Consider the following 12,843-nt stretch of genomic DNA (forward strand, 5'->3'; position numbering starts at 1 on the left):
TCCATGGCACCAATGCACGCTGACGATGTCGGATTCGATGTATGGCTAGCGTCGGCGTCGCCCCGGCGTGCCACTCTTCTCTCCCAGCTCGGTTTGCGTTCGCGTCAATACCCGGTAGATGTCGACGAATCCGCTCACGAGGGCGAGGATGCTGCAGATTACGTTAGGCGTGTAACAGCGCTGAAGTTGGAGACAGCTGTGTCGCGCCTGTCGGATGAGCAGGCTGACCCTTCGGAGCCGGTGCTAGCGGCCGATACAGCAGTAGTGCTCGACGGCGAGGCCTTAGGGAAGCCGCGCGACCGAACCCACGCCCTGGGGATGCTTAAGCGCTTGTCCGGGCGCCCGCACCAGGTCTTTACGCACGTGGCAGTGGCGGACTGTTCGGGCGCCGTCCATCGGGCGACGTCGGTCACGCAGGTGTGCTTTCGCACCGTTGAAGAGCCCGAGTGGGTGCGCTACTGGGCGAGTGGTGAGCCTTGCGACAAGGCCGGTGCCTACGCAATTCAGGGCCTCGGCGCCGCGTTCATTGAGCGCATTGATGGGAGCTATTCGGGAGTGATGGGCTTGCCCCTGTTCGAGACCGTCCAGTTGCTCGCCAAAGTGGGAGTTCGCATTGTCTGATGCGCCTGTAAATCCTCCGGTCCGTAGCGCCACCGCGCCGAACACCATCGTCACCGGCGGGGCTGGCGTCAGCGGCCGACGTGTGGTTGCGAAGGAGGTGCTGGTCAACGTTGCGCCGCGTGAGACCCGTGCAGCCCTACTCGAGAACGGGTTGCTGCACGAGGTGTTCATCGAGCGCGCAAGCCACCGCGGCTTGGTGAGCAATATCTACAAGGGGCGCGTCTCGCGTGTGCTGCCGGGGATGCAGGCGGCGTTCATCGATATTGGACTCGAGCGCACAGCCTTTCTTCACGCCTCCGACATCGCGCCGCCGGAATTGGATGAGGACGGTATCGAGAGTCCCCGCGCTGAGAGCATCCGCGAGCTGGTTAGCGAGGGGCGAGAGATCCTGGTGCAAGTGCTAAAGGATCCGATCGGTACGAAGGGTGCGCGCCTGACCACGTACATCACCATACCGTCTCGCTATCTTGTATATCTGCCCAAGGGCCAGGGGATCGGGGTGTCCTCGCGCATCGAGGATGAGACCGAGCGTCAGCGCTTGCGCGAAGTGGTAGGCGATCTCATTAACGTCTCAGGCGAGCGCGAGCAGCTCGGTGGTTACATCGTCCGGACCGTTGGCGAAGGGGCGAGCGTCGAGTCCCTGAGGGCGGATATGCTATTTCTGCGTCGCCTGTGGGGCTTGATCTCGCAGCGAGCGATCGAGACCGCACCCGGCGAGCTCGTGCACGAGGATCTGCCTCTCGCTTCCAGATTGCTAAGGGATTGTCTAGGAACGGAGATGGAGCGAGTGCTGGTGGATGACGAGTCTGCGTATGGGCGGATGGTCAGCTTTACCCGCACCTTTGCCCCTGAGCTCAGCGAGCGCATCGAGTATTACGATGGGCCGCGCCCGATCTTTGATCTGTATGGAGTAGAAGACGAGCTGGAGCGAGCTCTCGATCGACGTGTCTCCCTGAAAAGTGGCGGACATCTAGTGATCGACCAGACGGAGGCGATGACTACCGTCGATGTCAATACGGGTGCCTACGTCGGGCATCGTAACCTTGAAGAGACGATCTTCCGCACCAATCTCGAAGCCAGCGAATCCCTCGCCCGACAGCTGCGCCTGCGCAATCTCGGCGGCATCATCATCGTGGACTTCATCGACATGCTGGATGAGGAGCACAAGCGCCAGGTGATGCACTCGCTCGAGCGCCATTTGAGCACGGACAATGCGCGTACCCAGATCTGTGAGGTCTCGCCCCTCGGTTTGGTCGAGATGACCCGTAAGCGCACGCGGGAAAGCCTGGAACACTTGCTGTGTGCGGCGTGTCCAACCTGTGACGGAAAGGGACGGATCAAGACTGCCCAGACCGTGTGCTACGAGATATTTCGTGAAATCGCCCGCCAGTCGAATAGCTTCGACTTCCAAAAGATCATGCTGCTGGCGAGCGCCGAGGTGATCGAGGTGCTATTGGACGAGGAATCTGCCGCTCTTGCATCGCTTGAGGAAGGGACCGGGCGTCCCATTCGCTTGCAGCAAGAGGATAGCTACGCGCGGGACCAGTACGATGTCGTGCTCATGTAGTTGCGCCAGGCAGGCCTCGGCGAGGTTGCTTTGAGCGAAGCAGCTACCCACTCGCCAGGCGAGCCGTTGCGCAAGGGGCGCGGACCGGTCGCTCGGGTGTTCGGCCTGCTGATGCGTACGGTGGCCGGTCTTGTGATCGGCTTGGCCCTGCTGGTTGGCGTGTTTCGCCTCGCCCTGCCGCTGGCGCCCGCCTACCACGCGCAAATCGAGCGCTGGGCGGGGCAGGCTCTCGGCGTGCGTGTAATCCTGAGTGAGCTTGATGCGCGTTGGCCGCTTCTATCGGGACCTGAGCTGATCTTCGAGGACGCGGCCCTTTGGTCGCCCGACGGCGAGGCCCTATTGCTAAGCGCCGAGCGAGGTAGCGTTGCTCTCGACCTCATGGAGCTGGTGACCAACTTCTCCGTGCAACCGGGCGACGTCCTTCTTCAAGGCGTGGTGATCGACGTCGAGCACCGCTCCGACGAGGGCGGCTGGCAGGTGTTGGGGCGGGCTGTGGCGGCCACGGCCCAGCGGTCCGATCAGGCGCCTCCACAGCGACCTCGCGGCGCCCAGGCGCTGCCCCGTGGGCGGCTGGAGATCGACGACGCGACGATCGTCGTGACCGATGATCGAAACGACCCTGAAGCGGGGCCCACCCGGATCTCCGGGGTACATCTGGACTTCGCGCACGAGCGGGGATCCCTGTTCCTCGAGGGTGCCCTGCAGGCGCCCGGTGAGGGTGGCGAGGTCTCCTTTTCGGTGGAAGGGCGCGATCTCGATCAGGCAGCACCTGAGGGACGCTGGCAGTTCTTCCTGAGCGGCACTCGGGTGGATCTCGGCGCCATTGGCGCCACGGTCGGTTTGCGGCCGACCGCACTGCACGGTATCGGCAGCATCACCATGTGGGCGTCGCGTGCCCGTGGACGCATCGAGCAGGCCAGCCTCACCGTGGAGTTGGACGATCTGCTACTTGCCGGGGACGGTGATCATGCGGTGCAGTACGATCGCTTAGCCGGGCGCTTCAACCTGACTGCCGAGGCTGACGGCTGGGCGCTCCTGGGGCGCGATGTGGAGCTGGCCCGAAACGGCCATCGCTGGCCCAAGAGTAGCTTCTCCGTAGAGCTCGATGGGGACGGTGTGCGGGCGGCGCGCGCCGACTATCTGCGCATCGACGATCTACTCCCCCTCGCGAACCTAGCCCTGTCGCTCGATCCTGCGGAGCGTTCGCCGCTCCGCGGCCAAGTCCTGTCGATGGAACCTCGCGGTGAGCTGTCGGCCCTGCGCTTCGAGCGCGAGACCCCTGACGGTCCCATGGTGGTAGCGAAATTCGATGGGCTCGCCGTCACGGTGAGCGAGGAACGTCCTGGGGTCAGCGGAGTGACCGGCTCGCTCAACATACGCGGTAGCGAAGGCAGCTTGACTCTCGATGCGGAGGCGCTGGTCATCGAGGTGCCACGGCTGTTCCGCCAGGCGCTACCGCCCATGGCCTCGAGGGGCACCTTCACCTGGAGCACCGACAGCGAGGGTGAGCGCACGTTGACGGTGCCCGATCTGGCGTTGAGCAGCCCCGCCTTCAACGTGGAGGGCAAGGCTGAGGTGCGCCTACCGCGGGGAGCAGTAGGTGGGGATGGGGATGGGGTAGGCCCGATTCTCGATCTCCAGCTGGCCGTGTCAGACGCGGATATGGCCAAGTTTCGTCGCTACGTGCCGTCTTTGGTGCTGGCGCCGAGCGTCGGCAGGTGGCTGGAGACCTCGATGGTCAGCGGCACCATGCCGAGGGCGAGCGTCGCCTTCACCGGTCCCCTGAAGGCCTTTCCCTTCGACGACGGCGAGGGTGAGTTTCTGGTGCGGGCGCAGATTCAGGATGTGGAGCTGGCCTACGCTGACGCCTTCCCACATGCAGTTGACCTAACGGGTGTGGTAGCAATCAACAACGTTCGGTTGGATGCCGAGGGCTTTTCCGGCAGCACGGCAGGCAATTCGGTGCGCACGCTCGAGGTGGGTATCAAGGATCTGCGCGTTGGCGTTCTCGAGTACCGCAGCCGCACACGAGGCACCCTCGCCGCCCTGACCGACTACCTTCGCAATAGCCCCTTCTCCCCTCACGTAGAGCCGCTGGAGGAGGTGCGTGGTCGCGGCGAGGTGTTGTTGGACTTCACCTTGCCCTTGCGCAAGCGGGAGGACGCCACGTTTTTTGCAGAGCTCGAAGCGCAAGAGGGTTTCCTGAAGTTGTCGGGGTTGCCGATGCCGTTGGAGCGCCTAGAGGGCACCCTGCGCTACGACCGAGCCAATGGCCTGTCTGGCGAAGATATCCGCGGCGCAGTCCTCGGTGGTGCCGTTGGGGTGCGTCTGACGCCGCTTTACGATCAGCGCGGCAAGGCAGTGACCTCTCAGCTCGAGGTCCGAGGGCGGTTCGATGTGGCAGAGGCCGTTCGCGCGATGCTGCCGGCGGTGGATGGATATCTGGAAGGCACGACGGAATACGTCGCGAGCCTTCGTCTGCCGCAGGCGAACGAAGATGTGCGTTCGCTGGTGATCGAGTCAGATCTTGTGGGCGCACTGATGGCCTTGCCGGCGCCCCTTGCCAAGCCCTTCGCCGAAGCGCTTCCCACGTCGGTGGAGATCAGCCATGCGGGTGATGGGACGGCTGGCCTCAGCCTGGCGATCGGGCAGCTGCTTCGCGCTCGCGTCGACGGCACCATGCAGGCTGGCGTGCTGTCGCTGGAGCGCGGTGCGGTGACCTTCGGAGGGGCGCCGCCGGTGCTGCCACAGGCGAGAGGGCTGGACGTTTCCGGAGCTATCGACGAGCTTGACCTGACCGGATGGGGGACGGTGTTGGCGCGCGTAGGGAGTGGCGCTGCGCTCGATGTCGAAGGAGCCTCCCCGCGAGGTGCGGACGTGTTGGTGCTCCCGCCCCTGAACGCGTTGGGTTTGGAGATCGCGCGCCTGCAGGTGGCCGGGCAGACGCTGGAGGACATGTCAGTGGCGCTTCGCAGCGGTGATGATCGTTGGGCTCTCGACCTGCGCAGCGAAGACGTGGCGGGCGAGATATTCGTGCCCACGCAGGTCGATAGTGGCCCCTTCGTGGCACGCTTCAGCAAGCTGCACCTGCCTGCGCCCCCAGTCCAAGCACCCAGTTCGATCACGGAGACCACCCCTGAGGCACCCGAGCAGCGAGTCGCAGCGCCAACCTCTGCCTCGCCTACACTCGACCCTCGACGCCTGCCCGCACTGGTGCTAGAGATCGATGATTTCGCTTGGCGACAGCTCGCCTTGGGCCGCGTGGCCCTAGAGCTGCAGGCGGTAGAGTCAGGTGTGCGCCTGCCGCACCTAACGGTAGAGGCGGAGAGCTACCGCCTGGAGGGTGAGGGCGAATGGCTGGCACGCGAGAGCAGCAAGCAAGCGTCATCGCTGACGCTCGCCATCGGTAGCACCGATCTCCTGTCAACCCTCGAGCGGCTCGGTTTCGCCGGATCGATGAGCGCGAGTGCCGCGAGTTTGGATGCGAACTTCCGCTGGACCGGCCCACCGCGTTTGGCTCTGGATGATGGGCTGGCCGGTGAAATCGCGGTGAAGATCGAATCGGGTCAGCTCATGAATGTGCGTCCGGGGGCGGGCAAGGTGTTCGGCCTGATGAGCGTGGCCGCCTTACCTAGGCGCCTAGAGTTGGATTTTCGGGATGTGTTCGATAAGGGTCTCGGTTTCGACGAGATCTCCGGCACCTTCACGATCGCCGACGGCGATGCCTATACCGACGACCTTCAGCTGCTCGGGCAAACCGCTGATGTGCGCATCAGCGGGCGGACGGGCCTGGTCAGTCGAGACTATGATCAGACTGCAGTGGTGGTGGCCAACGTGGGATCGCCCCTACCGGTCGCCGGCGCTCTCGCCGGTGGCCCGGTGGTCGGTGCGGCGCTTCTCATCTTCACCGAGCTGATGAAAGAGCCCCTGAAGGATCTGTCGCGTACGGAGTACCGGATCACCGGCCCTTGGGCGGAGCCGACCGTGCAGCGGGTGGCGCTGCCAAGCGCGCGCGGCGAGGCCGCGCGGCGCGAAGCGGATGAGAGCCCAGTGGCGCCCAGGCCACGCGGCCGCTGATGGAATTGACTTAAGTGAGGACACGATGACTGACGCTACGCTGGAGACCGCACGGCGCACGCTGCTGGCGCCGTCCGGCCTCGATGAGACCCGGCTAGAAAGGCTGCTGGGAGGCATGCTAGATCGGCAGGTGGACTACGCCGATGTGTACCTGCAAGCCTCGCGTAGCGAGGGTTGGTCGCTTGAGGACGGCATGGTCAAGGACGCCAGCCACAGCATCGATCACGGCGCGGGACTACGCGCAGTGAGCGCGGAGAAGACCGGCTTTGCCTATTCGGATGAAATCGCGCCGAAGGCGCTGGAGCAGGCTGGACGCGCGGCCCGCGCCATTGCCGCAGCGGGCGACGCCGGCGCCGTGCAGGCGTGGCGCTCGCCCGATCGTCCGCAGCTCTACGTGCCCGTCGATCCCCTCGATACGCTCTCGGACGATGCCAAGGTGGCCTTGCTCGAGGACATCGACAAGCGTACCCGAGCTCTGGATCCGCGCGTGCGGCAGGTGATGGTGAGCCTATCCGGCGAGTTGGAGACCATGTTGGTTGCTGCCACCGACGGCACCTTTGCGGCGGATGTCCGACCCCTGGTGCGCTTCAACGTCACCGTCATCGCCGAGAGCGACGGGCGGCGAGAGGTCGGCAGTGCCGGCGGTGGTGGACGTTTTGGCTACGACTACTTCGTGACCGACGATCGCGCCATGGACTACGCGCGCCGTGCCGTAGAGCAGGCGCTGGTGAATCTCGAGGCCGAGGAGGCACCTGCGGGCACCATGACCGTGGTGCTGGGCCCAGGCTGGCCGGGCGTGCTGCTGCACGAAGCGATTGGGCATGGCCTGGAAGGCGACTTCAACCGGAAGAAAACCTCAGCCTTCGCTGGTCGTCTCGGCGAGCAGGTCGCCTCTCCCCTGTGCACCGTGGTGGATCAGGGCAACATCCCCGATCGTCGCGGCTCTCTCAATGTCGATGACGAAGGAACGCCAACCGGCGAAACCGTGTTGATCGAGAACGGCATTCTGCGCGGCTATATGCAGGACAAGATGAACGCGCGCCTGATGGGCATGAAGCCGACGGGGAACGGACGCCGCGAGTCCTTCGCGCACGTGCCCATGCCGCGCATGACCAACACCTTTATGCTCTCCGGTAAACACGATCCTGAGGAGATCCTCGCCTCCGTCGATCGCGGCCTCTACGCCAGCAACTTCGGCGGCGGTCAGGTGGACATTACCTCGGGCAAATTCGTCTTCTCCGCCAGCGAGGCCTGGCTGATCGAAGACGGCAAGCTCACTCGCCCCGTGAAGGGCGCAACCCTGATCGGTAACGGCCCGGACGTGCTGACGCGGGTGAGCATGGTGGGTAACGATATGGCCCTCGATCGTGGTGTGGGCGTGTGTGGAAAGGAAGGGCAAAGCGTGCCCGTCGGCGTGGGTCAACCCACTTTGAAGATCGATGGTCTAACCGTGGGTGGGACGGGCTAATGCAAACGCTCAGCGCTCGATGAGCTCTAGGGCGGCCTCCATCGCCGGGTCGCCTCCCGCACGCGCGATCGCGAAGGTCTGTGGAGCCGCGATGTCTGGCGCCAGTCCCATGCCAGGCTCAAAGCTGCTGACGTTGTTTCTGTAGCGGAAGAACGGCAGGCGCGTGCGAATGCCGCTATTCGGTAGGGTAAGAGTGAATAGCAGTCCCGCCGTCGGTCCCTCCGCGCTGCCCCCCGTGGCTTCGCCGATGAGCGTCGTGCGGTCCTGCTCGGCGAGGATCGCCGACAGGTTGGTGCTACCAGAGGAATTGTCCGCGCCGATCAGCACCAGGAGCCTTCCTCTAAAGGAGGGTCGACGCGGCTTGATGCGTTTGAGGTCGTCGGAGACAAAGGTGCGCAGGGAGTAAGTGCCGTCCTCCCGCTTGCGGAAGCCCAAGCGGTTCGGCTTAAGGGCGCGCTTGTCCCAGGTGCTCAGGTGGTCGCGTAGATCGTCAAGATCGAGGGTCGCCACCCGCATGTCCGTGTGCATGCGCATGGGGCTCTCGATCAGGTAGGCGAGCAGGCCCTGTGCGGCGTCGTTGGAGCCACCGCCGTTGCGCCTGAGGTCGAGTATCAAGGTCTCGCGCGCTTCATCCACGAGCGATCGGAAGATCGGTGCGTATAGCGAGTGTGGATCGACGGGGTCGCGGTAGTTGACGAAGGTGTCGACGCGCAGGTACGCCGCAGTGTCTCCGATACGCTCGAAGGTGACCGCATCTTTAAAGTTGCGTGCGCGGCCTTGCGCCGTGCCGATGGCGGTCCAGGCGCTGTGATCGACACGTGCCACGTCTACCGTGCGCTCAACCCCTTCAGGGCCTTGCACGGTCAACCGCGCGGTGACCTGAGGGGGGCGCAGCAGGGCTCCGAAGTGTTCCACCGCGCCTCCCATGAACTCCAAGGACGCCCCCATCTCGCCGGCGCGCGCGTGGTCGGTGTAGCCGTCCACGGGCACAAGGGCTGCCACCTCGGCCACGCGTTGGATTATGGGTACGCCATCGATCGCGAGCAGCTCATCCCCCGCGTCGATGCCGAGGGTTGGTGGCGCGTAGCGCACCAGCGCCCGCTCATCGACCCACTGCCAGCGCAGCGGTAGGTACAAGGGAGCTGCGGATCGCCCCTCGCGCAGGGCAACGGGCAGCTCCGCTTTAGTGTGGTCGCAGCGGATCAGGGGCAGGATGCGCGAGATAGCCAGGTAGAGCGCGGAGGTGCGCATGCCGCCTTCCTTTTGGGCGTGGACGCGCAGCGCCTCCCACGCATCCGCTAGCGTGTCCTCATCCGCATACCGTGTGTATCCCGGATGAACCCTTGCGTAAGCGCGCTCGGCTAGGGCGACGTCGGCCACGACTTGATCCGCACTTAGTTGCCTATCGCCAGGAATGTCCGCCGTGGCGGTTAGGTGGTTCATGCCGACTAAGGCCAAGCAAAGTAGCACCGTGCGCAGCGCGCTAGGGGAAGAACGACGCGTCATGGGAGAGTCATCCAAGTGGCGAGTACCCCGTGACTCTCACTCGAGTGCCACGGTCAAGGCGCCGCATCACCCGGTATTCGGACGCGTTTCGCTCCTTTGAGACGTCAACTCTTGGCGCATTTGGCTAGGTGTGGTGCCTGCATGCTCGCGAAAGGCACGATTGAAGCTGGCCTTCGAACCGAAGCCGCTGTCGTGGGCGATCTCGAGCAAAGACAGGTTGGGGTTGCTCAGCAGGGATTTCGCATGCTCCACGCGCAGGCCGTTCACGAATTGGGAGAAGGTTTGCTCCAGCCCTTGATTGAGCGTGCGCGAGAGGTAGGACTGGTTCATGCCAAATAGTCGCGACAGGCGTTGCAGCGAGAGACCCGCCTGCAGATGCCACCCCTGGGCCAAGGCGGCCTCGCGCAAGCGTTCCCCCTCGGCCTGCCAGTCTCTAGTTTCCTCGCTGGTTGGCGGGGCGCTTGCCTGCTTGGTGTCGATCTTTGGAAACTGCGCGTCGATGCGTGCCAGCGCTTCGCTGCAGAGAAGGAACAGCAGGACGACGGCAGCGAAGTTGCCCCAGTAGCGCTCGAAGTAGTCCAGTCCGAAGGCGCTGCCGAGCACGTACTCCAGCGCCCACACCACCGCCAGTGGCGTGCCGACAAGCACGAAGCGCAGGAGCCAGCGTGGCTCGAAGCGATCGCCGTCGGAGTGATGATCCGCCAACCAGCGCAGGTAGCTTCGCCGCAGCCTCCAGATCTGTACCAGTGCGAAGATCACCAGGGCGAGCGCCCCGAGGAATACCATGGGCAGCACGTAGGGCTCGTGCACAGCGTCGTTGAAGGCCCATTTGGTCGGTACGTCGGGCAGCAGTAGGAAGGCCCAACTCTGGTAGAGAACATAGGCGGCGCCTGGAGCGAACAGCCACCAATGCCACGGCGGGGGCTTGCGGTGGACGAGGCTGTGGGCGTGCAGGTACAGCGTGGGACCAAACCACATAGCCAAATCGAGCGGCGCGAAGGTAAGGTCGGGCCATCGATCGTAAGCGCCAGCGAAGCCAATGATCTGAGGTATCACCGTCACGGTGGCGCAAGCGAAAAAGACCATCAGCCAGCCGACGGAACGCCGCTCTAGCTCTCTCGCATAGAGGTGCCCTAGGCACACGGCGCCACACAACAGGGGCAGCGCTAGGGCAGTGCTGCGCCAGCTCATGATGAGCGGTTGTGCCGAGCCGTCCACGGGGTCGCCCTAGGCGGGAAGCGCGTCGATCAAGCTGGCGATCTTCTTCTTCAATCCGAAGAATCCCGCCTTCGCGTGAGGCCAAGCGAGCGTGTCGTAGTCGCGCCGCAGTTGGATCAATGCAATGTCGGCCGCTGCTAACTCTTTCGTGAGGTTGTCCAGCACGCTGCGCGTGGGTCCGATCGGTGCGTGGGCAGTGACCACGGCCTGCAGCGAATGTGCCTGCGCCCAGGATAGGACACCTCTCGACCAATCCTTCGAATCGAAGGTCATGGCTTCGAGCCCGTAGTGGTCGGCCCCAGCGCGCAAGCCCTCGGCGACGGCGCCTTTGCTGAAGGCGAGTTGCTCGGGACTTCGAGGCGGTGCCGAGGCCGCGCCAGCGCTTACCGGCAACGCGCCAATAGCGATGGGTTGACTGGGCAATGGCAGAGATTGGGGGTGACAGTCTTCCTGGGTAACCAGTAGCGCGAGGCGAACATCTCGGGCTGGCGGTGTCGGCGCGAGGGTGAGCGGCACCCGCTGTGGACGCTCCTCATCCGATTCCTCGAGTGCCTGCGCGTGGGTGTTCAGCTGGCCTGACGGGTTGAAGCGGCCGCCCGTGTACTTGGCGATGTTGTCCGGCCGCGCCAGGTAGTGCTTGCCGCGCGTGTGCAGGCCGGCGATCCAGCGCCAGGAGAGCGTATTCGAGGCTGGGTCCCCATCCAGCAGGTGCTCGTAGAAGTAAGCTGCGCCGAGCGACCACGGCAGCTGGAGGGTGAAGATCCAAATCGACGCGAACCACATGCGCGCGTGGTTGTGTAGGTAACCGGTCTGCACCAGCTCCTGCGCCCAGGCATCGAAGCAGTCAATTCCGGTGCGCGCGCATAGCGCTTGCACGTAGCGCTCGCGCAGGGCCCGATCGGCGTCGAGACCTGCTTGATCCTCCGTCAGCTGGGCCAACCACCTGGTCCATGTGTCGGGGTGCTGTTCGAGCCATCCCTTAAAGTAGGTGCGCCAGTAGACCTCTTGCACGAACTTCTGCGCATCTCCCAGCCCATGGCGGGCCACGGCCGCCTTGATGACCTCCTGTTCCAGCACCAGGCGGTGACGTAGCCACGGCGACAGGCCGGAGACATTGCGGCGCTGTTCAGGACCTTCATCGTGGTTGCGAAGGCGCGCGTACTGCGTTCCTGCGTTGGGCATAAAGCGGGCGAGCCCCTCGCGGGCCGCCTGCTGGGTGGGTTGCCAGGAAAGAGGGATCATCCAAACACCGTCGAGGTCGCTACTGCTGAAGAGCTTTCGTTCGGCACGTGGCGGCGGAGTCCCCGCGGGCACACGAGGTGCCGCGTCACGCGACACGGTGACCGGCCCTTAGGGTAGCCTCGAGACACGCGGTGAGCGGTAGCCTGGTGACCTGTTTCAGGGTGACCGGTCAATCCGGTCATGACTACGTACGCACAACGCTCGGACATCCTCGCCATGACCGCTCATTCCTGCTCATCGCCAGACGATTCCGCGACGCCGCGCAGTGACACGCTCAGCCGATTCATTCGCCCGAAGGCAAAGGATATCGGTGAGTTCGAGGTACGACGGGTGCTGCCGGCGGGTCGCTGCCGATCGGTTGGGCCGTTTATCTTCTTCGATCACATGGGGCCGGCCAACTTCGCCCCAGGCAAGGGGATCAACGTACGCCCTCATCCCCACGTGTGTCTGTCTACCATGACCTACCTGTTCGAAGGCGAGATCATGCATCGCGATAGCCTCGGCTACGCGCAGCTGATTCGCCCGGGCGCGGTCAACCTGATGCGCGCGGGGCGTGGCATCGTGCACTCGGAGCGGGCAGGGCCCGATCTGTCGGAGCCTTCGCGCTTGGACGGTATCCAAACGTGGATGGCCTTGCCTGATGCGCACGAGGAGGCGGACCCCGCCTTCGACCACTACCCTGCCGAGACGATTCCCTCGGTCGACGTAGCTGGCGTGACGGTCCGGGTGGTGATGGGAGACGCCCTGGGAGTTACGTCCCCCGTGCGCACCTTATCCCCGACGCTCTACCTCGATGTGACGCTTGCGGCGGACCAAGCCCTTAGCATCCCCCGCGAGGCACAAGAACTTGCCGTCTACGTGGCATCAGGTGCGATTACCGTGGACGAGCAGGATGAGATCGCCGACGGCGTGATGGGCGTGACTGCTGAGAACGCCGATCTAGCCGTGCGTGGGAGAGCGCACGGCGCTCGATTGATCGTGGTGGGCGGATCGCCACTCGGCCCCCGCCACCTGTGGTGGAACTTCGTCGCCCGCGATCCCGACCGCATCGAGCAAGCTAAGCGCGATTGGCGCGACGGTCGTTTCGAAAAGGTGCCGGGAGATGACCAGGAGTTCATTCCTTTGCCGACGTAATCGGTCCTAC

General features: G+C 64.4%; 8 protein-coding genes. 5 read left to right on the forward strand and 3 right to left on the reverse strand.

All coding sequences use genetic code 11. The features are described from left to right. Positions 1-12 precede the first annotated feature (12 nt). The 4 genes from AAGA68_08705 to tldD all read left to right on the forward strand — a co-directional run bounded on the left by AAGA68_08705 (position 13) and on the right by tldD (position 7,733). A complete protein-coding gene (locus tag AAGA68_08705; GenBank protein MEM9385128.1) occupies positions 13-621 on the forward strand; it encodes a nucleoside triphosphate pyrophosphatase in 609 nt (202 codons plus the stop codon). 82 nt (positions 622-703) lie between these two features. After that, a complete protein-coding gene (gene rng, locus AAGA68_08710; protein ID MEM9385129.1) occupies positions 704-2,188 on the forward strand; it encodes a ribonuclease G in 1,485 nt (494 codons plus the stop codon). 30 nt (positions 2,189-2,218) lie between these two features. After that, positions 2,219-6,265, forward strand: coding sequence for a YhdP family protein (locus AAGA68_08715; GenBank protein ID MEM9385130.1), 4,047 nt, complete (start codon positions 2,219-2,221; stop codon positions 6,263-6,265). 25 nt (positions 6,266-6,290) lie between these two features. Next, positions 6,291-7,733, forward strand: a complete 1,443-nt coding sequence (tldD, locus tag AAGA68_08720) for a metalloprotease TldD (GenBank protein ID MEM9385131.1) — start codon at positions 6,291-6,293, stop codon at positions 7,731-7,733. Between the two features lie 9 nt (positions 7,734-7,742). On the opposite strand, the gene AAGA68_08725 is transcribed toward tldD, so the two are convergent. The 3 genes from AAGA68_08725 to AAGA68_08735 all read right to left on the reverse strand — a co-directional run bounded on the left by AAGA68_08725 (position 7,743) and on the right by AAGA68_08735 (position 11,699). Then, the gene (locus AAGA68_08725; protein ID MEM9385132.1) at positions 7,743-9,239 is read right to left on the reverse strand and encodes a S41 family peptidase; all 1,497 of its coding nucleotides are present in this window, start codon (positions 9,237-9,239) and stop codon (positions 7,743-7,745) included. 66 nt (positions 9,240-9,305) lie between these two features. Beyond that, complete coding sequence (locus tag AAGA68_08730) at positions 9,306-10,457, reverse strand: AraC family transcriptional regulator (protein MEM9385133.1); 1,152 nt, start codon at positions 10,455-10,457, stop codon at positions 9,306-9,308. A gap of 9 nt (positions 10,458-10,466) precedes the next feature. Then, positions 10,467-11,699: an FAD-binding domain-containing protein gene (locus AAGA68_08735; GenBank protein MEM9385134.1), complete on the reverse strand. Its 1,233-nt coding sequence runs from the start codon at positions 11,697-11,699 to the stop codon at positions 10,467-10,469. A 180-nt stretch (positions 11,700-11,879) separates the two neighbouring features. Between AAGA68_08735 and AAGA68_08740 the strand changes: the two genes are divergently transcribed. Next, entirely contained in the window at positions 11,880-12,833 is a 954-nt protein-coding gene (locus AAGA68_08740) for a pirin family protein (GenBank protein MEM9385135.1), read from the forward strand. The last annotated feature ends 10 nt before the right edge of the window (positions 12,834-12,843 follow it).

Source organism: Pseudomonadota bacterium (assembly GCA_039193195.1).
Taxonomy (GTDB): Bacteria; Pseudomonadota; Gammaproteobacteria; order Steroidobacterales; family JBCBZW01; genus JBCBZW01.

Excerpts from the sequence above, each read along its gene's own strand:
- tldD (MEM9385131.1), top strand. The coding sequence starts at position 6,291 with ATGACTGACGCTACGCTGGAGACCGCACGGCGCACGCTGCTGGCGCCG.
- AAGA68_08705 (MEM9385128.1), top strand. The coding sequence starts at position 13 with ATGCACGCTGACGATGTCGGATTCGATGTATGGCTAGCGTCGGCGTCG.
- AAGA68_08725 (MEM9385132.1), bottom strand. The coding sequence starts at position 9,239 with ATGACGCGTCGTTCTTCCCCTAGCGCGCTGCGCACGGTGCTACTTTGC.
- AAGA68_08740 (MEM9385135.1), top strand. The coding sequence starts at position 11,880 with ATGACTACGTACGCACAACGCTCGGACATCCTCGCCATGACCGCTCAT.
- AAGA68_08735 (MEM9385134.1), bottom strand. The coding sequence starts at position 11,699 with ATGATCCCTCTTTCCTGGCAACCCACCCAGCAGGCGGCCCGCGAGGGG.